The following is a 19,126-nucleotide window of genomic DNA, read 5'->3' on the forward strand; positions in this document are numbered from 1 at the left end:
TATTTTAAGCATTTACACTTTCAAACATTCAAATAAGGAGGTTTATTATGCAAAATTATATAATAGACGGCGATATAATTTTAAGTGCAGATAACAGAAAGAAATATGCAATATCAATTGGAGTATGTTTAGCTATTATTTTAATTACTTTTTTTATGCCCATAATATCTTTTTATGGACAATCAGTTAGCATTTTTGATATTTTCGGTATAGCGGGTACAGTAGACAGTCTTGCTTCTATAACGGGTACAAGTCAATATATAGGAAATAATTATAGAATGCTAATATTTATCATATTTTTCCTTCCAGTTTTAGTAGTTGGAATCGTATCCTTTATTAATCTTAAAAGGACGAGTAGATTTTATGCAACAGTAACAATAGTGGTATCAGTAGTAGGAGCCATTTATTCATATATATTAAGTATGGTAATTGCTGGAACAGCAGAGACTTTGTCAGCCTTTAGAATGGGACCTGTAGTTGTTCAAGTTATAGCTTATGCATTTATAGCAATATTTACATATATATTTATCAGAGAGCCTATATCAGCCCAAATGAAAGGTAAAATATATTATGGGGACCCTTCAGCTTTTGAAAATATAAGACAATCAAAGAAATCTAATAAGAGAACTCAGAGAAAATCAAGTAATTCAACAGAAAATGGAAGAAATATAAATAGAAGTTCAAAAATGTCAAAATTTGAATTGGAAAATATGAAACTTAAAGATATGCTTTTTTCTATAAAAAGAAATATAGGAGAATATATTTATAGCAATAAAATAGTAGACTCTAATACGGCTATATTAATAGAAAAAGTAGATGATTATTATGAAAAAATAGGTAAAAATATAGTTGAATTATTGAGATCAGACAATAAAAAAATATGTTCTGGATGTGGAAATATTTCTCCTACAGAAAGTAATTTTTGTAGTGAATGTGGAAAAAGATACTTACAAGATCAAAAGTACAGTAGAGAAAAATATATAGACTTTTCCAAAGGATTTATAGATATAAGAGCAAAGAATCAAATTATGGCAAATATAAAGCAAGAAAACCAAAGAATATTAGGAGAGATACAAGAAACTTTTGCAAATATTGGTGATGTAATCTATAAAAGCCAAAGCAATTATGGTGAAAAAATTGCGAAAGATATAGAAGAAATAAAATCAATAGAAAAGAAGATAAAGGAAAATAGAGATGCATATCTAAAAGAAAAGGGCTTGATAATTTGTAGTAACTGTAAAAGTGAAATCAAAAAAGATTCAAAGTTCTGTGATCAGTGTGGAGTAAAAGTAGTTTCAGATGAAGATAAAAAAGACAAAAAAATAAATATCGATAAAAAAACTGAAAAAAATATAGAAATTGAAAAAGAAGAAATAGAAGAAATAAAGGAAGAAGTCAAAGAAAAAACTAAAGAAGAAGTGAAGAAAGAAGTTGAGGAAGATAGCGAGGAATAAAATAGAAGCATTAACAAATAAAAAATAGAAGTAATTCAAATTGCCACAGAGAAATCTGTGGTAATTTTTTTGATTTGCTTAGTAGAAAAAGTCTTTAAGGGCTAATTTAAAGTTTACAATAAAAGATAAGTAGCCTACAATAGATAATAGGTTTAAATAAAATTTTTGAGAGGTTGAAATGAAAAGATACTTAGTTGTATACAATCCAATTGCTGGAAAAAATAATAAAAAAAACTGGGTGGATAAGCTTGTAAAAGAGATAGAAAAAAGTGGAGGTAGAGCAGACCTTGTTACTACGGAATATGCAGGTCATGCAAGGGAAATATCTTATAAATACGCAAAAGATTATGATGTTTTAGTATCTGCTGGTGGAGACGGAACTCTTAATGAGCTTGCAACAGGAATTTTGGAAGCAAAATCAAAAGTTGTTTTAGGAATACTACCAATTGGATCAGGTAATGACTATTATAGAAACTTTGCCAGCCCAAAGGACATTAAAAAGGCAATAGACACAATAATAAATGGCAAAATTAAAATGGTAGATATTGGAAAAGGCAATTCTGGTAGATACTTGTTAAATATAGCTAGTATAGGACTTGATTGTTTAACTGTAAAGAAGGCTAAGAAGTTAAAAAAAATATTTGGTGGTTCTTTAGGATACCTTTTTTCTTTGATTTATTCCATTGTAGTTTTCAAGAAACAAAATTTAAAGATAAATATAGATGATAGAGAAATAGAAGCTAAAAGTGTTTTATATTGTTTTGGCAAAGGTAAGAGCTACGGCGGTGGAATTAGAATAATGCCTTGGGTAGACTCATCAGATGGAGTATTTCATATGGTCAACATTGTTGACGTTAATAAATTTATTTTGATACTGCTTTCTCCATCTATAGCTTTGGGAAAGCATACAGTTTTTAAAAAGTATGTAAAAACCTACAATGCTAAAAAAATAAAAGTTGAATCCGAGAAAACTTATGATTTTAATTTAGATGGAGAAATTTTGGAAAACAGTAATTTTATTGAATATGAGTGTATTGAAAATGCCTTAGGCATACTTGTATAAAAAAAGACCCTATGAAAATTTAAGCACTTAGCTAAGTAAACTTATATATTTTCAAAGGGTTTTATTTATATAGAATTAATTAAGATTTCTAAATGACATATTACTTATTCTCTTGTCATTTCTTCCTGTGATTGCGAAGATAATGTATTCAATTCCTGAAACAAGGAATGTAACTCCTAGAACAAATGCTAGTGATATAGCAGCAACCCAAGGATTTATTATTATACATATTCCACCTATAAGTAAAACAATATTTGCGAGTATTCCTATTATGTAAAGACCTATATTTATATCCTTTAAAATTGAAATAGAAAGGAAGTTGTTTACAGAGTCATATATAAACCAAATTGCAAGAATATAGGCAAATACATTATTCGCAAACATAGGCTTTACTATAAATATTATACCGACTAATGAAAGAAGTATTCCTAAAACTAAAAAAGCATTTGCCTTAAATAAGATAATATTTCTAGTTTTAAAGTAAAGATATATAAAGTGAATACCCTTTACAATAGCAATTATTCCGATAAGGTAACCGAGCATTACAAAAGCTGTAACTGGTCTATTAAATATAAAGACAGAACAGACTATTAGTAATACACCAAGAATTAGTTCAATTAAGTTTCTTTTGTTCATAAAAATACCTCCCTAATATATTAATAATATTATAACATATATACTTTAAAATAAAGAGATATATAAGGAATAATTAAATGAAAAGACTATTCTTTAATATGTGTATAGATTTTAAGTAGGTAAAATAAAAATATTAAAAGATATAATCTATAATTAAACTTTTAAAAATAGAAAAAAACATTTATTATAAAAATTTACTTATGGTATGATAGAATATAAATATAGATGTTATTAAATAGTAATAAGACAGATATAAGAAATGTCTATGAATTTTAAGCTATTATATAGGTTAGAATATATAGCTATGTATTTAAAAATATTTTATTTTCATAGAAAATATATCTTGTATTTAGTAGAGGATTAAAGATATGAAAGTTTTTAAAATAATGATGTATATTATAGAGCTTTTAGGGGTTATTTTGTATTTTATAATAAATTATTTTGCAAATACTAATGTATTAGTTATGAAAGAAGCCTTGTATAGGAATAATATGATTTCAGCATATGATTTGTCAGGAAAGATTTCCTTTATTATGTTGATAGTATTCTTTATATTGGTAGCTGTGAATATGATTTTAATGTCAAGAAGAAGATATAAATGTGTACAAGATATCTATTTTAGTGTTTTGATATTAGTCTCATGTGCAGCTGCAGTAAAATGTTTCAATGTAAGGAACTTATTTACATATTATTATCTTTTAATTACAATGGCTATAATTTTAGCATGTGAGATTGCTAAAATATTTATTAATTTAAAGTATAAAGTATCTAATTGCACTAAAATATAAAATATAGAAATATGCTTACATTAAGAGGTTATCGTATTTGCGATAACCTTTTAAATTTGGATTTTATATATAAATTGAGCATATAATAAAAAGGGGCTATAAGATTGATTTTATAACGTCTTTAAGATATAATAAATAGTGTTGAAAAAAGAGAATTATAGTTTATGTATTTTTTATTAATAAAGTGAAAGATAAAAATAAGCGTAATTATATGAAAGAAATAGATTTTTGGAGGTAATAAATTATGAAATTAGGAATTGTAGGATTGCCAAATGTTGGTAAGAGTACTCTATTTAATGCAATTACACAGGCTGGAGCAGAATCTGCCAACTATCCTTTCTGTACAATAGATCCCAATGTGGGTGTAGTATCTGTACCAGATAGCAGATTAAATAAGCTTAAAGAACTTTATGATTCAAAGAAAATAGTACAGACTGCCATAGAGTTTGTTGATATTGCCGGTCTTGTAAAGGGTGCTTCAAAGGGAGAAGGACTAGGAAATAAGTTCTTATCAAATATCAGAGAAGTAGATGCAATAGTACACGTTGTAAGATGTTTTGAAGATACAAATGTAGTACATGTTGACGGATCTATAGATTCATTAAGAGATATTGAAACTATAAATCTTGAACTTATATTCTCAGATGAGGAAATATTAGATAGAAGAATAACAAAAACTACTAAGGCTTTAAAGGCTGATAAAAAACTTCAGTCAGAGCTTGATATTTTAAACAAAGTAAAGGCAACTCTTGAAGAAGGCAAAAGTATAAGAACTATGGATTTAAGTGAAGATGAATGGGCATTTGTAAAGACTCTAGATCTTTTAAGTTCAAAGCCAGTTATATATGTTGCCAATGTTTCTGAAGATGATCTTGTAAATGATGGCGTTGACAATAAGATGGTAAAGGCTGTTAGAGAATTTGCAGCTACTGAAAACTCTGATGTAGTTGTAGTATCTGCTCAGATAGAAGCTGAAATCGCAGAGTTAGAAACAGAAGAAGAAAAGATGGAATTTCTAGAAACACTAGGCTTAACACAGTCTGGTCTTGACAAGCTTATACAGTCTTCATATCACTTACTAGGATTAATTTCCTTCCTTACTGCTGGACCACAGGAAGTCAGAGCGTGGACAATAAAAAGAGGAATGAAGGCTCCACAGGCAGGTGGTAAGATACATTCAGATATAGAAAGAGGATTCATAAAGGCTGAAACAATTGCCTATGAAGATCTTATAGAACACGGTACGATGTCTGCTGCAAAAGAAAAGGGTCTTGTTAGACTTGAAGGAAAAGATTATGTAGTAAAAGACGGAGATGTAATACTATTTAAGTTTAATGTATAAAATTTAATATAGGAAAAGTATTTAGGTTATAACCTATAAAATGAAAAATTCTTGTCAATTAATATGACAAGAATTTTTTTATTATTATTTAACTTTTTTTCCATCAAGAAAAACTGCTTCTAAATCATAATTTTTATTTAAAACTACTAAATCAGCTTCTCTACCTATTGCTATTTTTCCACAGATATTATCAATTCCAACAGATTTTGCTGGGACAAGAGATGCCATTTGAATAGCTTCAAAAGGTGAAGCAATTCCCCAATTAATTACATTTTTAAGTCCGTCTTTAAGTTTAAGAATAGATCCTGCAAGATTTCCGCTTTCAAGTCTTGCTGTTCCATCTGCAACCTTAACATCAAAATGACCTAGCTTGTAGTCACCGTCTTTCATTCCGCCAGCCATCATACAGTCTGTAATAAGAGCTACACTTTGGCAACCTCTACATTTCATAACAACATCAGCTGCAGCAGGGTGAACGTGATGTCCATCACATATTAGTTCAGCATAAACATTGTCAAGTGTAAGCGCAGCACCAGCAACTCCAGGATTTCTATGATGAAGAGGGCTCATAGCATTGTAAGTATGTACAAAAATATTTGCTCCAGCGTCAACTGCTGATTTAGCCTGATCATAACTTGCATCAGTGTGTCCTATTGCTACATAAACGCCTATTTTTCTTGCTTCTTTTATAAATTCCTCAGAGCCCTCTAATTCTGGAGCAATAGCAATTTTTTTAATAAGACCACCTGAAAGTTCTTGCCATTTTTTTAGCTTTTCTATATCAGGGTTTGAGAAGCAATTAGGATCTTGAGCACCCTTGTATTTTAGTGAAAAGAAAGGACCTTCAAGAAAAATACCTCTTATTTTTGCACCCTTGCAATTATCTTTATTGTCACCTACAACCTTTACAGCTTCATTTAAATTTTCAGTTGTATCAGTAAGCGTAGTTGGTAAAAAAGATGTAACTCCGATTTTTAGAATTTCATCGCTGATAATTTCTAAACCTTTTGCATCTTTGTCCATTATGTCGTGTCCTGAATAACCATGGATATGTGTGTCTACAAATCCAGGTCCAATAATGGAGTCACCGTAATCAATACAATCTTCAAGCTTATCTGAGCTTTCAAGTATAGATTTTATTTTGCCATTATCTATTTCAAGTGCACCGTTTTCAAGGACTCTATCTTCTAGTACGATATATTTAGATTTTATAAACATTCCTCTACCTCCAAACCTTAAATCTCTTGATTTCATTATACAACCCATAAAAAAAAATTACAACATAAAGTGAATATATTTTTCATTTTGTATGAAAATAATAAAAAATAAAAAGAATATAAAATGAAATTCAGATAAAAAGAAATATTTAAGCCTAACTAAGCATGAAAATAGACTGTTTCAAGCAACTTCAAAAAAAGTTTGAAAAAAATAAAAAGTAAAAATTAATTTCAAAAAATGAATAGACCGTACTTTATTACAAGGATATTAATTAGAAATATATTAATAAAAAATATTATAAAAATATAAGTTTTGAAAAGTATGTATATATGTTAAAGAATTAAAATTAATAAATGAAAAAGAAATAATATTAAAGGTATATCTAATTAATATCAGGTATGGGTGAATTCACCTAAGCTAAAATTTATGATATAATAATATAATGGTTAAATGAGACGCATATATAAAAGAAAAATATTTATTTGTTGTTAGAGTTGTTAGAAATATGTGTCTAATAAGATTTAAAAATAAGGAGAATGGTAGTATGTCCGATATTAATGTATTTGACTTGGATAGAGGGGTTACACTTGCTCTTATAAAAAATCCAAAGTTTAAATCTAATTTAATTTCTATATATTTTGCTAGAAATTTAAAAAAAGAAGAGGTTACTAAAATATCTCTATTATGTAATATGATGTCAATAGGGAGCAAGAAGTATCCAACAATGAAAGAAATATCAAGAAAAATGGATGAACTATATGGTTTATCAATGAATATGGGAGTGAGTAAGCATGGTGAAAAATCCCTTACATTTTTCAAGTTTTTAAGTGTATCTGATGACTATTTAGATGAGCCTATTTTTGAAGATGTTATTGATTTTATAAATGAAATCGTAAATAGACCCTTTATAGTAGATGGTGAGTTTAATCCGTCTATGATAGAAATAGAAAAAAATGCACTAAAAGATGAAATAGAAGCTAGAATAAACGATAAAAAATCATATGCCTTGTTGAGATGTATTGAAGAAATGTGTGAAGGTGAACCATATTCAATAGATCAGACTGGTTATGTAGATGATTTGAAATCTATAACAGCAAAGGATATTGCTGATACATATTATGACTTTATCTCTACATCTAATATATATATAAGTATAGAAGGTGATTTTAATGAAGATAGAGTTTTAGAAATATGCAAAAATAAATTTAAGTTTAACAGAGGAAATATAGAAAGTATAAAAAGAGAAGAGATATTTAAAATTCCAGAAAATATTACTTATACTACAGAAATAATGGGTATGCAACAAGGTAAGCTAGTGATGGGCTATAGAACTATGGTCGATTATAAAGACTATAAGAAATATTATAGTCTAATGGTTGGAAATAGTATATTTGGAGGTGGACCTCATTCAAAGCTATTTAACAATGTAAGAGAAAAGGAAAGTATGTGTTATTATGCTCATTCAACTTTGGAAAAGTCAAAAGGTTTAATGCTTGTAAGTTCAGGTATAGAATTAGATCTTTATGAAAAGGCATTGAAACTTGTTACAAAAGAACTCGATGACGTAAAAAATGGCAATTTTAGTGATAAGGATATTGAAAATGCTAAGAAGAGTATATTAAATACATTTAGAGCTTCTCATGACTCCATTTCTGGAGAATCTGATTTTACTTATAATCAATTTATAAGCGATACGAATTTGAAGTTTGAAGAGGTTACAGATTATATATCAGGAGTAAGTAGAGAAGACATTGTAGAAGCAATGAAAAACATAGTAGAAGATACAGTTTATTATATAAAATAAATAGTATTCTAGGTTAGGAGGAAGTCTGTGAAAAAGATTTATAATGATGTTATAAATGAAGAACTTTATTATGAAAAAGCAAAAAATGGACTTGAAGTTTTTTTTATACCCAAGAAGGGTTTTGCAAATAAATATGCAGTATTGGGAGTGGATTTTGGATCAAATGATTTGGAGTTTATTCCGATTGGAGAAACAGAAAGTATTAGGGTAAATGAGGGAATTGCTCATTTCTTAGAACATAAAATGTTTGAACAACCAGATGGAAGTAACGCTTTTGGAAGTTTTGCAGAAAATGGTGCAAATGCAAATGCCTTTACTGGATTTGGAATGACAGCATATTTGTTCTCTGCTACGGAGTCATTCTATCCATCTTTGAAGCATTTAATTGAATATGTTCAGACACCTTATTATACAGATGAAAATGTTAATAAAGAAAAAGGGATAATTGCCCAAGAAATAAAAATGTATGAAGATGATCCGAGTTGGAATGTATACTTGAATTGTTTAAAGGCGATGTATTCTAAACACCATACAAATATTGATATAGCAGGAACAGTAGAAAGTATAAATAAAATAACACCAGAAGAATTATACAAATGCTATAATACTTTTTACAATCCTGCAAATATGAAGTTGTTTATTGTAGGTGATTTAGATGCTAAAATACTTATGGATACAATTAATGAAGTCAATAATTTGGAGATTAATTCAGATGAAAATATAGTAAGGATAACAGAAGAAGAGCCTGAAGAAATAAATAAAAAGTTAATTGTTGAAAAATATACAGTATCTATGCCTATTTTTTACATAGGCTATAAAGATAAGTTTGAAGATTTGGAAGCTAGAGATAGCTTGAAAAGAGAAATAGTTACAGATATTCTTTTCGATATTATTTTCTCTGCAAGTGGTGAACTTTATCAGCAACTTTATAATGAGGAATTAGCAGTTGGAGGAATTTCCGGTGGATATCTTTGTCAAAAGGATTGTGCATATGCAATAGCTGCAGGTGCATCTAGAGATCCTATAGAACTCAAAAAAAGAGTGGATAAATATATAGAAGAACTTAGAAAAACAGGTATAGATGAATATGAATTTGATATAACTAAGAAAAAGAAAATAGGAAAATTTTTAAAGTCTTTTGATTCAATTACATATATAGCGGATAATTTTTTAAATTATATGTTTAGAGGGATAAACTTCCTAGAATATCTAGAAGTTCTTAAAGAAGTTGAAATAGAAGATGTTACAGAAAGACTTGATGAATTTTTCAAAGAGGAAAGTAGCGTCCTTTCAATAGTAGAGCCTAGAGAACAGGAAATCGAAATAAAATAGAAAGAAATTTACGGAGGATATAGTTTGGATAGAGTAGCATTTTCCTTATTTGGGATAGACGTAATGTGGTATGGAATATTCATAGCCATAGGAATGATGTTAGCAGTTGGCATAGCAGTGAAAGAAAGTAAAAGAGTTGGCTTAAAAGAAGAAGATATAATGGATTTAGCCTTGTTTTTAATTCCTTTAGGAGTATTGGGGGCTAGAATTTATTATGTGATATTTAGTTGGGATCAATATTCTGGCAATCTTATGGATATTTTGAATATAAGAGGTGGTGGCTTAGCTATACACGGTGGAATAATAGCAGGAATATTAACTGGATTTGTATTTTCTAGAATCAAGAAGATAGATTTCTTCAAACTTGCAGATACCGTTGTTTTAGGAGTCCCACTTGCTCAATCAATAGGAAGATGGGGAAATTTTGTAAATCAAGAAGCTCATGGTGGACCAACAGACCTTCCATGGGGTATAATGATAGACGGTCAAAAAGTACATCCGACTTTTCTTTATGAGTCAATATGGGATTTACTAATATTTCTTTTTATATTTTTAAGAAGAAAAAAGAAAAAATATGAAGGTAGTATAATAGTTGAATATATAACACTTTATTCATTAGGAAGATTTTTTATAGAAGGTTTGAGAACAGATTCTCTTATGTTAGGTCCTATAAGAATGGCTCAGTTTGTAAGTCTTCTTGGAGTAGTTGTTGGAGTAGTCCTTCATATAATTTTATCAAAAAGGAGTAAAAATGGAATTTAAGCATGTTTCGGTACTTTTAAATGAGTGCATAGATAATTTAAATATAAAAAAAGACGGAATTTATGTAGACTGTACTATGGGTGGTGCAGGGCATAGTAAAGAAATAGCCAAAAGACTTTCAGGGAATGGTAGACTGATCTGCTTTGATCAAGATATAAATGCTATAAATGTAGCTAAGGAAAGACTTGCAGAATTTGGTGATAAGGTAACAATAGTACATAGTAATTTTGAAAATATAAAAGAAGAAATAGAAAAGTTAGGAATAGACGGAATAGATGGAGTTTTAGCAGATCTTGGGGTTTCATCTCATCAACTAGATGAGGCCTCAAGAGGATTTTCCTATATGAATGATGCGGCTCTTGATATGAGAATGGATAACAGATGTAAGTATTCTGCTTGGGATGTTGTCAATGAATACTCAGAGGAAGAACTTCACAGAATTATAAAAGAATATGGAGAGGAAAATTGGGCAAAGAGGATTGCAAAGTTTATAGTTGAAGCAAGAGAGGAAAAATCTATAGACACTACCTATGAACTTGTAGAGATAATAAAGAAAGCAATTCCTAAAAAAGCTAGAATAGATGGCCCCCACCCAGCGAAAAGAACTTTTCAAGCTATAAGAATAGAAGTAAACAATGAGCTTGGAGTTATAAGTAAGATGATAGACGATGCAGTATCTATAATGAATCCAGCTGGTAGAATATGTATAATTACTTTCCACTCACTTGAAGACAGAATTGTAAAGAAGGAATTTAAATATCTTAGTCTAGATTGTATTTGTCCAGCAGAGATGCCATTTTGTCAATGTGATAAAAAAAGTGAAGTGAAGATTATTACTAGAAAGCCTATACTTCCTACCGCAGAGGAAATAGAAGTTAATCCAAGGTCTAGAAGTGCAAAATTAAGGGTGGCAGAAAAAAAGTAAAACTGGTAATATAATATATGTTAAAAAACAGCTTTTAGTAAAAAAATATTGAAAAAAATTGCATTATTTAATAATATATGTATATGTGACTTTTGCAAAATAAGTTATTTAAAAGCGAAAATTAGGAGGAAAAGATGATTAGCTTAACAGTTGAAGAAATATTGAAATCAACAGAAGGCAAATTAATCTGTGGTGATAATAATTATGAGATCAAAAAAATAGTTATAGACAGCAGAGAAGCCGATGAAAGTTCAATGTTTGTAGCTATATTGGGTGAGAGCCAAAATGGACATAAGTATATAAAATCAGCATATGATTTAGGCTGCAGAGCATTTTTGATCAGTGACGAATCTTTTTTAACAGAAGAGTTGGAAGGCTCTTCAGTGATCAAAGTAGAAAATACTGAGATAGGACTTGGGAAAATAGCCAAGTATTATAGAGGTGCATTTGATATCCCAGTAATAGGAGTTACGGGAAGTGTTGGAAAAACAACGACAAGAGATATGATTTATTCTGTTGTTTCAAACAATTTCAAAACTCTAAAAAATGAAAAGAATTTAAATAATCAATTTGGTGTTCCGCTTACACTGTTCAATTTAAATAGAGAGCATGAGTGTGCAGTAATTGAGATGGGTATGTGCGGATTTGGAGAAATAGAATATCTTGTAGATATAGTAAGACCTAAAATAGGTGTAATATCAAATATAGGTATGTCTCACATTGAGCTTCTTGGTTCACAAGAAGGAATATTCAAAGCAAAGATGGAAATAACAACTTACTTTGATGAAGGATCTACCCTTATCGTAAACGGAGATGACAAATTCCTTTCACAAGTTTATAAAGATTATTTAGACGGTGATAAGGAAGGATATACTGTATATTCTTTTGGAAAAAATAAAAATAATACAATTTCTTTAGTGAAGACAGAGGTTTTGGGAGAAGAATCTACTGTGTTTACCGTTAAAATTGAAGGAATTGAAGATCAAATTAAATTTAAAATACCGACAGTTGGAGAACATAATATATATAATGCAATGTCTGCTATACTTGTTGGTATTGCAATGGGAATGAATTTTGATGATATAAGAAGTGGTCTTATGAATTTCACTCCTACAAAAGATAGACAAGATATAATTAAAACTGATAAATACACTATTATCAATGATGTATATAATGCAAGTCCAGATTCTATGATAGCGTCTCTTAAAGTTCTAAAGCTTTACGACACAAGGAGAGTTGCCATATTTGGCGATTGTCTTGAGATGGGAGAATTTGCAGAAGAAGGTCACAGAAAAGTAGGTCTTCAAGCTACAGATAAAGTAGATGTTATAATTACTACAGGAGAAGCAGCAAAGTTTATTGGAATAGAAGCAAAGGAAAGAGGCTTTGATTTAAGCAAGGTATATCACTTTGATACAAAGGAAGAGTTAATAGACTCACTTGATGGTATAGTGAAAGATGGCGATACTATTTTAGTAAAGGCATCAAGGGGTATGAAATTTGAAGATATAGTTAGTCATCTAGAAGGAGGTTGTAAATGCTAGGATTTAAAGAGTTAACACTGACAGCCATAATAGCATTTGTACTAGTAATGGCAATGGGACCTATAGTAGTTCCATTTCTACATAAATTTAAGTTTGGTCAAACGGTAAGAGATGATGGACCACAGTCACATTTAAAGAAAAATGGTACTCCAACAATGGGTGGAGTGATGATGATAATATCAATACTTATAACAACATTATTAAGAGCTAAGCTAAGTACGGAAATACTTATGGCTTTATTATGTATGTTCGGATTTGGTATGGTAGGATTTATAGATGACTTTATAAAGATAAAGATGACTAGATCTTTAGGTCTTACTGCAATCCAAAAAATAGTTTTACAAGTAGCCTTAGCATTAATTATTTCAATGTATAAGTTCAAAACAATAGGAAGTGGAGTTCAATTTGTAGTTCCATTTTCTCAAGCAGGAATAAATATAGGCATTTTCTATATTCCAGTTATGCTTGTAGTAATATTGGGAACAGTTAATGCAGTAAACTTAACAGACGGATTAGATGGTCTAGCTAGTGGTATAACGGCTATAGTTTCTACATTCTTCGTATTATTTGCATTTGTAATAGCTAATAATGCGGGTATATCTCAAATGGCAGCAGCCACTTTAGGAGCTTGTATAGGCTTTATGTGGTTTAACGTTAATCCTGCCAAGGTATTTATGGGGGACACTGGTTCTATGGCACTAGGAGGTGCTGTAACAGCTTTTGCTTTGTTTACAAACTCTGTTCTTATTATACCTATAGTAGGAGGTATATATTTTGCAGAGGCGCTATCTGTTATAATACAGGTACTTTATTACAAGAAAACTAAAAAAAGAATATTTAAAATGGCACCGCTTCATCATCACTATGAACAGTGTGGATGGCCTGAAACAAAGGTAGTATTCATTTTCTGGATAGTATCTGTAGTTTTAGCATGGATTGGTGTAGTGGCAATGTTTTAGGTAAAAATTCGAATAGAGGTGACATATTTTGTTTAGTAAAAGCAAAGTTTTAGTTGTAGGTATGGCAAGATCAGGAATAGCTTCAGCTAAGTATTTATTAAGAAATGGAGCCGAAGTAATAGTAAACGACTCAAAGGAAGAAGAAAAACTTGAAAATGTAAAAAATGAATTTAAGGATTTTGAAAATGTAGAATTTATATTTGGAAGAAATCCTAAAAGTGAAGATATAAAGGATATAGATTTCGCAGTAGTATCTCCAGGAGTTCCTCTTGAATTGGACTATATAGTTGAAATAAAGAATTTAGGAAAAGAAGTAATTAGCGAAATTGAACTTGCCTATAGAGTTGGAAGAGAAAAGAAGATTGATTTTATAGGTATAACAGGAACAAATGGAAAGACGACAACAACTTCAATAGTAGGAGAAATAATAAAAAGTGCTGGGTTTGAAACATATGTAGTTGGAAATATTGGAAGTCCTGTTATACAAGCAGTTGAAGAGGCAGGAAAAGGCGCAGTTATGGTAACTGAGCTTTCTAGTTTTCAGCTTGAAAGTGTATCAGAATTTAAGCCTAGAGTATCTTCAGTACTAAATCTAACTGAAGATCATCTAAATAGACATCATACTATGGAAAACTATGCTAAGGCGAAAATGAATGTCTTTGCAAAACAGGATAAAAACGATGTTTGTGTTTTAAATTATGATGATGAAATAACAAGAGGTATGGCCTTGTCATGTAATGCAAAAGTAATATATTTTTCAAGATTGAAGAAACTAGAAGAAGGTGTCTGTCTAGATGAAGAAAATAACATTTTAGTTAATTTAAATGGAGAGTCTAAGCTAGTAATGAACTCTAAAAAGCTAAGTCTTCCAGGAGGGCATAACCTTGAAAATTGTATGGCAGCTATGGCAATATGTTTAGAGTACGGTGTTGATATAGAAGTAATTAAAAATGTGTTGATGACATTTAAAGCTGTTGAACATAGACTAGAGTATGTAGATACTGTAGAGGGTGTAGTATATGTAAATGATTCAAAGGGAACGAATCCAGATTCTACTATAAAAGCAGTCCAGTCATATGATAAACCGATTATACTGATTGCAGGTGGATATGATAAGGGAAGCGATTTTAATGAATTATTTGAAATTGCAAAGAAGTTTGTAAGAAGTGTAGTAATACTTGGTCAAACAAGCGAGCTTATTGAAAAAACTGCAAAAAAGCACGGCATAGAAGATACTTACATAGTAGAAAATATGTCTGAAGCAGTAAAGAAGTCTCATGAAATTGCCAATAGAGATGAAGTTGTTCTTCTTTCACCAGCATGTGCAAGCTGGGGAATGTATAACAACTATGAAGAAAGAGGCGATGATTTTAAAGAAAATGTTCATAGCTTAAAAAATAACTAAAATCGAAATTAGAAGGGAAAAGATATGAAAGTTATATTATCAGGCGGAGGAACAGGAGGACATGTTTACCCCGCAATTGCAATAGCAAATAAGATAAAAGAAAAAAATCCTGATGCAGAAATACTTTTCGTTGGAACTAGAGAAGGTATAGAATCAGAAATAGTTCCCAAATATGGATATAATATAGAGTTTATAAAAGTTAAAGGATTTAAAAGAAAAATTGATTTTGAAAATGTAAAAAGAGTAGTGATGTTTTTAAAATCTCTTAAATCTTCAAAGAAGATAATAAAGAAATTTGAGCCAGATCTTGTAATAGGTACAGGTGGTTATGTAAGTGGTTCGGTAGTTCTTCAAGCAAGCAAGATGGGAATTAAGTCATGTATCCATGAGCAAAATTCATTCCCAGGAATTACAAATAAAATGCTTTCAAAGAATGTTGATTTTGTAATGACGAGCTTTGAAGATTCTCATAAGAGATTTCCAGAAGCAGCAGCAAAAAAATTGTATCTTACAGGAAACCCTGTTAGAGATGAAATATTAAAGGCTGATAGAAAATCTTCAAGAGAAAAGCTAGCAATCCCTGAAGATAAGAAGATGCTTTTAGTTGCTGGTGGAAGTGGAGGATCAGAAGAAATTAATGATGCTTTAGCATTAGCACTTCCAGAAATGATAGAAAAGGATTTTGCTTTTACAATATCGACTGGTAAAACATACTATGAAAAGTTTGTGAAGCAATACGGAAACTTGAACTTTAAAGAGTATCAAAGGGTAGTTCCGTATCTCGATGCAATGGCTGAAAATCTTGCAGCAGCAGATTTAGTTATAGGAAGCGCAGGAGCTATTTCTATGGCAGAAATGACTGCAGTAGGAATACCTGCTATAATAGTACCAAAGGCATATACTGCTGAGAATCATCAAGAATATAATGCAAAAAGTCTTGAAAGTGCAGGTGGAGGCGTTTGTATAACTGAAAAAGAACTTTCTCCTCAGAAGCTGGAAAGTACAATTTTTGATTTATTATGTGATGAAGAAAAGTTAAGAAAAATGTCTCAGTGCAGCAAAGAATTTGGAAAAAGAGATGCAATAGACTTAATTTACGATAAAATTATGCAAGAATGCTTCTAAAAATACATAAAATAATAAAATAATGAAAAATATTTAAAAATATATTGCAATAGTAGCCTTTTATAGGCTATTATAGAATAGATAGAATGATGTTTATTCGATGGTGGGGGTTATTTATCATTATTGAATAATCGGATATAATAAATTTATAGGAAATAATATTTTTTGATCAGACATAGACTATAGTGTGAATGGGGGTTTATAAATGTTGAACTTTGTAGAAGAGCAAACAGGCTCTGCCAATATTAAAGTTATTGGTGTTGGTGGTGGTGGAAACAATGCTATTAACGTTATGATAAGTTCTGGCGTTAAGGGTGTTGAGTACATAGCGGTAAACACAGACAAACAGGCTTTAGAAGCATCTAAGGCGGAACATATATTACAGATAGGTGAAAAGCTTACTAAGGGATTAGGAGCTGGAGCCAACCCTGAAAAAGGGAAAAAAGCAGCGGAAGAATCAGCAGATGAAATAGCAAATGCTATAGAAGGTGCTGACATGGTATTCGTAACTGCAGGAATGGGCGGTGGAACTGGTACAGGTGCTGCACCAGTAGTAGCTCAGATTGCTAAGGAATCAGGAGCTCTTACAGTTGCTGTTGTTACTAAACCTTTCTCTTTTGAAGGTAGAGTAAGAATGAAGAAGGCTGAAGAAGGAATTATAGAACTTAGAAAGAATGTAGATACTTTAATTACAATACCTAATGACAAAATTCTTCAGATAATAGAAAAGAGAACTACAATAACAGAAGCTTTATCAAAGGCTGATGATATATTAAAGCAAGGTATACAGGCTATTTCAGGTTTAATTTCTGAGGCAGCTCTTATTAACCTTGACTTTGCCGACGTTGAAGCTGTTATGAAGGATCAGGGGCTTGCACATATGGGTATGGGTACTGCTTCTGGTGAAGACAGAGCTTTAGCTGCAGCTAAGCAGGCTATAGAATCTCCATTACTAGAAACTACAATAGATGGCGCTAAGGGTGTATTAATTAACGTAACTGGTGGAAATGATTTAGGATTATTAGAAGTAAGTGAAGCTACTGAAATAATCAAGGAAAAATGTGATCCAGATGCTATGATTATCTTTGGTGCAGCTACTAGAGATGACTTTGGAGACGAAATAGTTATAACAGTAGTTGCTACTGGACTACAGGATGATTCTGATGACATATTCAGCACTCCATTGAGAAGACAGTCATCACAGCCTGTAACTCCTAAGTACAATGAAATACCAAGGGTAAAAGAGCCACAGAAAGTTGAGAAGCCAAGACAGGTAGAAGAAACTTTCTCTAACAGTTTTGACGATACTGTAACAGCAGGAGATGACGATATGGTTATCCCTACTTTCTTAAGAAGAAAGAAGTAAAAATATCAATATAAACAAAAAGGCTCAGCTTATGGTTGAGCCTATTTTATAATTTTTTAAAGTTTAGCTTATAAAATATGCTTATAAATTGAAGTTCAAAATAGAAATTTATTGTTTTAAAAATTCTATTTTTATTTGTTACAAGGACACCGTAATAAATAGATTGTAAAAAGATGAAAGAGGTGAGAAGTATGCTTTGTCCTTATTGTGAATGTAAAGAATCAAAAGTTCTTGATTCAAGACATATAGACTCTGCTTCAATAAGAAGAAGGAGAGAATGTGAAAAATGTAAGAAAAGATTTACAACATATGAAAAAATTGAGATGATTCCTGTAATGGTTATCAAAAAAGATGGAAGAAGAGAGGCTTTTGATAGAGATAAAATAAAGTTTGGACTAATCAGATCATGTGAAAAAAGACCTGTTCCGATATCTAAAATAGATGAGCTTGTTGACTCTATAGATGCAGAAATAAATAAAATGTATGTAGATGAAATAGAATCTACCAAGATAGGTGAAATGGTTATGGATAGATTGAAGGAAGTCGACGAGGTAGCCTATGTAAGATTTGCTTCAGTATATAGACAATTTAAAGATTTAAATACATTTATCAATGAATTGGAAAGCATACTGAATGAAAAAGGAGAGGAACAGGAAGAATAATAACCTTTAAAGTAAAGGGGGCTTATAATGGCTAAAATACTTGTAGTGGATGATGAAAGACATATCCTCGAACTTTTAAAGTTTAATCTTGAAATATCAGGATACGAAGTAATTTTCTCAGATGATGGTAAAGACTGTTTGGAGGTTTTAGAAAGAGAAAAGCCAGATCTAGTTTTATTAGACTGGATGCTTCCTGGTATGAGTGGAATAGATATTTTGAGAAGCATAAGGGAAGATAGAGAAAACTCAAAACTCCCAGTGATTATGCTTACGGCAAAGAATATGGAAGATGATAAGATAGAAGGTTTGGATAATGGAGCAGATGACTATATTACCAAACCATTTAGTATAAAAGAGCTTATGGCGAGAATAAAAACCGTCCTAAGAAGATATAAGGCAAGTGAAGGTATTAGCATTTCTGCTGGAGATATCACCTTGTATACAGACAAAAGAGAAGTATACAAAAATGGTAGAAAAATAGATCTTACTTTGAAGGAATTTGAACTATTGAGACTTTTGATACAAAATAGAGGGAAAGTTCTTACTAGGGAAGAATTATTAGACAAAGTATGGGGATATGAATTTTTCGGTGAAACAAGAACAGTAGATGTCCATATAAGATATCTCAGAAAGAAATTAGACAAGGATAGTTCTGAAGGTAAATGCATAGAAACTATCAGAGGTGTAGGTTATAAATTAGTTTAAACTGAAATAGTATTAAAATGAGTTTGGAAGTGCAAA

The 19,126-nt window shown here is 30.6% G+C and carries 17 protein-coding genes; 15 read left to right on the plus strand and 2 right to left on the minus strand.

The window, feature by feature from the left end; genetic code table 11:
* Window positions 1–47: 47 nt before the first annotated feature.
* Window positions 48–1,454 carry a hypothetical protein gene (locus tag BMY82_RS09420; RefSeq protein ID WP_091972866.1) on the plus strand — a complete coding sequence of 469 codons (1,407 nt, stop codon included), beginning with the start codon at window positions 48–50 and terminating at the stop codon, window positions 1,452–1,454.
* A 178-nt stretch (window positions 1,455–1,632) separates the two neighbouring features.
* On the plus strand, window positions 1,633–2,517 hold the full coding sequence (locus BMY82_RS00165; RefSeq protein ID WP_091972869.1) for a diacylglycerol/lipid kinase family protein: 885 nt from the start codon (window positions 1,633–1,635) through the stop codon (window positions 2,515–2,517).
* A 75-nt stretch (window positions 2,518–2,592) separates the two neighbouring features.
* Here the strand turns inward: BMY82_RS00165 and BMY82_RS00170 are convergent, their stop codons facing one another.
* Complete coding sequence (locus BMY82_RS00170) at window positions 2,593–3,153, minus strand: HdeD family acid-resistance protein (RefSeq protein ID WP_091972872.1); 561 nt, start codon at window positions 3,151–3,153, stop codon at window positions 2,593–2,595.
* Window positions 3,154–3,521: 368 nt separating this feature from the next.
* Between BMY82_RS00170 and BMY82_RS00175 the strand changes: the two genes are divergently transcribed.
* Window positions 3,522–3,941, plus strand: coding sequence for a hypothetical protein (locus BMY82_RS00175; RefSeq protein ID WP_091972875.1), 420 nt, complete (start codon window positions 3,522–3,524; stop codon window positions 3,939–3,941).
* A 244-nt stretch (window positions 3,942–4,185) separates the two neighbouring features.
* Window positions 4,186–5,283: a redox-regulated ATPase YchF gene (gene ychF, locus BMY82_RS00180; RefSeq protein WP_091972879.1), complete on the plus strand. Its 1,098-nt coding sequence runs from the start codon at window positions 4,186–4,188 to the stop codon at window positions 5,281–5,283.
* A gap of 84 nt (window positions 5,284–5,367) precedes the next feature.
* On the opposite strand, the gene nagA is transcribed toward ychF, so the two are convergent.
* The gene (gene nagA / locus BMY82_RS00185; protein ID WP_091972882.1) at window positions 5,368–6,501 is read right to left on the minus strand and encodes an N-acetylglucosamine-6-phosphate deacetylase; all 1,134 of its coding nucleotides are present in this window, start codon (window positions 6,499–6,501) and stop codon (window positions 5,368–5,370) included.
* Between the two features lie 544 nt (window positions 6,502–7,045).
* On the opposite strand from nagA, the gene yfmF reads away from it, so the two are divergent.
* From yfmF to BMY82_RS00240, 11 genes are all read left to right on the plus strand, one after another.
* Entirely contained in the window at window positions 7,046–8,305 is a 1,260-nt protein-coding gene (yfmF, locus tag BMY82_RS00190; protein ID WP_091972885.1) for an EF-P 5-aminopentanol modification-associated protein YfmF, read from the plus strand.
* A 27-nt stretch (window positions 8,306–8,332) separates the two neighbouring features.
* Window positions 8,333–9,637 carry an EF-P 5-aminopentanol modification-associated protein YfmH gene (yfmH, locus tag BMY82_RS00195; RefSeq protein ID WP_091972888.1) on the plus strand — a complete coding sequence of 435 codons (1,305 nt, stop codon included), beginning with the start codon at window positions 8,333–8,335 and terminating at the stop codon, window positions 9,635–9,637.
* Between the two features lie 24 nt (window positions 9,638–9,661).
* On the plus strand, window positions 9,662–10,399 hold the full coding sequence (lgt, locus tag BMY82_RS00200) for a prolipoprotein diacylglyceryl transferase (protein ID WP_091972891.1): 738 nt from the start codon (window positions 9,662–9,664) through the stop codon (window positions 10,397–10,399).
* Window positions 10,389–11,324 (plus strand): 16S rRNA (cytosine(1402)-N(4))-methyltransferase RsmH, encoded by a 936-nt coding sequence (gene rsmH, locus BMY82_RS00205; protein WP_091972894.1) that lies wholly within the window; start codon window positions 10,389–10,391, stop codon window positions 11,322–11,324. The genes lgt and rsmH overlap by 11 nt, the downstream gene beginning before the upstream one ends.
* Before the next feature lie 134 nt (window positions 11,325–11,458).
* A complete protein-coding gene (locus tag BMY82_RS00210; RefSeq protein ID WP_091972897.1) occupies window positions 11,459–12,868 on the plus strand; it encodes a UDP-N-acetylmuramoyl-tripeptide--D-alanyl-D-alanine ligase in 1,410 nt (469 codons plus the stop codon).
* Window positions 12,862–13,827, plus strand: coding sequence for a phospho-N-acetylmuramoyl-pentapeptide-transferase (mraY, locus tag BMY82_RS00215; RefSeq protein ID WP_091972900.1), 966 nt, complete (start codon window positions 12,862–12,864; stop codon window positions 13,825–13,827). The genes BMY82_RS00210 and mraY overlap by 7 nt, the downstream gene beginning before the upstream one ends.
* Window positions 13,828–13,855: 28 nt before the next feature.
* Window positions 13,856–15,232, plus strand: coding sequence for a UDP-N-acetylmuramoyl-L-alanine--D-glutamate ligase (gene murD / locus BMY82_RS00220; RefSeq protein ID WP_091972903.1), 1,377 nt, complete (start codon window positions 13,856–13,858; stop codon window positions 15,230–15,232).
* A gap of 24 nt (window positions 15,233–15,256) precedes the next feature.
* Window positions 15,257–16,357, plus strand: a complete 1,101-nt coding sequence (gene murG / locus BMY82_RS00225) for an undecaprenyldiphospho-muramoylpentapeptide beta-N-acetylglucosaminyltransferase (RefSeq protein ID WP_091972906.1) — start codon at window positions 15,257–15,259, stop codon at window positions 16,355–16,357.
* 205 nt (window positions 16,358–16,562) lie between these two features.
* Window positions 16,563–17,723: a cell division protein FtsZ gene (gene ftsZ, locus BMY82_RS00230; protein WP_091972926.1), complete on the plus strand. Its 1,161-nt coding sequence runs from the start codon at window positions 16,563–16,565 to the stop codon at window positions 17,721–17,723.
* A 191-nt stretch (window positions 17,724–17,914) separates the two neighbouring features.
* Complete coding sequence (gene nrdR, locus BMY82_RS00235) at window positions 17,915–18,385, plus strand: transcriptional regulator NrdR (RefSeq protein ID WP_091972929.1); 471 nt, start codon at window positions 17,915–17,917, stop codon at window positions 18,383–18,385.
* A gap of 27 nt (window positions 18,386–18,412) precedes the next feature.
* Window positions 18,413–19,090, plus strand: coding sequence for a response regulator transcription factor (locus BMY82_RS00240; RefSeq protein WP_091972932.1), 678 nt, complete (start codon window positions 18,413–18,415; stop codon window positions 19,088–19,090).
* The last annotated feature ends 36 nt before the right edge of the window (window positions 19,091–19,126 follow it).

The organism is Peptostreptococcus russellii, from assembly GCF_900110295.1.
Taxonomy (GTDB): Bacteria; Bacillota; Clostridia; order Peptostreptococcales; family Peptostreptococcaceae; genus Peptostreptococcus; species Peptostreptococcus russellii_A.

What these genes read in the sequence shown, in the direction of transcription:
- BMY82_RS09420 (WP_091972866.1), top strand. Translation starts at nt 48, where the DNA reads ATGCAAAATTATATAATAGACGGCGATATAATTTTAAGTGCAGATAAC.
- BMY82_RS00165 (WP_091972869.1), top strand. Translation starts at nt 1,633, where the DNA reads ATGAAAAGATACTTAGTTGTATACAATCCAATTGCTGGAAAAAATAAT.
- BMY82_RS00170 (WP_091972872.1), bottom strand. Translation starts at nt 3,153, where the DNA reads ATGAACAAAAGAAACTTAATTGAACTAATTCTTGGTGTATTACTAATA.
- BMY82_RS00175 (WP_091972875.1), top strand. Translation starts at nt 3,522, where the DNA reads ATGAAAGTTTTTAAAATAATGATGTATATTATAGAGCTTTTAGGGGTT.
- ychF (WP_091972879.1), top strand. Translation starts at nt 4,186, where the DNA reads ATGAAATTAGGAATTGTAGGATTGCCAAATGTTGGTAAGAGTACTCTA.
- nagA (WP_091972882.1), bottom strand. Translation starts at nt 6,501, where the DNA reads ATGTTTATAAAATCTAAATATATCGTACTAGAAGATAGAGTCCTTGAA.
- yfmF (WP_091972885.1), top strand. Translation starts at nt 7,046, where the DNA reads ATGTCCGATATTAATGTATTTGACTTGGATAGAGGGGTTACACTTGCT.
- rsmH (WP_091972894.1), top strand. Translation starts at nt 10,389, where the DNA reads ATGGAATTTAAGCATGTTTCGGTACTTTTAAATGAGTGCATAGATAAT.
- BMY82_RS00210 (WP_091972897.1), top strand. Translation starts at nt 11,459, where the DNA reads ATGATTAGCTTAACAGTTGAAGAAATATTGAAATCAACAGAAGGCAAA.
- mraY (WP_091972900.1), top strand. Translation starts at nt 12,862, where the DNA reads ATGCTAGGATTTAAAGAGTTAACACTGACAGCCATAATAGCATTTGTA.
- murG (WP_091972906.1), top strand. Translation starts at nt 15,257, where the DNA reads ATGAAAGTTATATTATCAGGCGGAGGAACAGGAGGACATGTTTACCCC.
- ftsZ (WP_091972926.1), top strand. Translation starts at nt 16,563, where the DNA reads ATGTTGAACTTTGTAGAAGAGCAAACAGGCTCTGCCAATATTAAAGTT.
- nrdR (WP_091972929.1), top strand. Translation starts at nt 17,915, where the DNA reads ATGCTTTGTCCTTATTGTGAATGTAAAGAATCAAAAGTTCTTGATTCA.
- BMY82_RS00240 (WP_091972932.1), top strand. Translation starts at nt 18,413, where the DNA reads ATGGCTAAAATACTTGTAGTGGATGATGAAAGACATATCCTCGAACTT.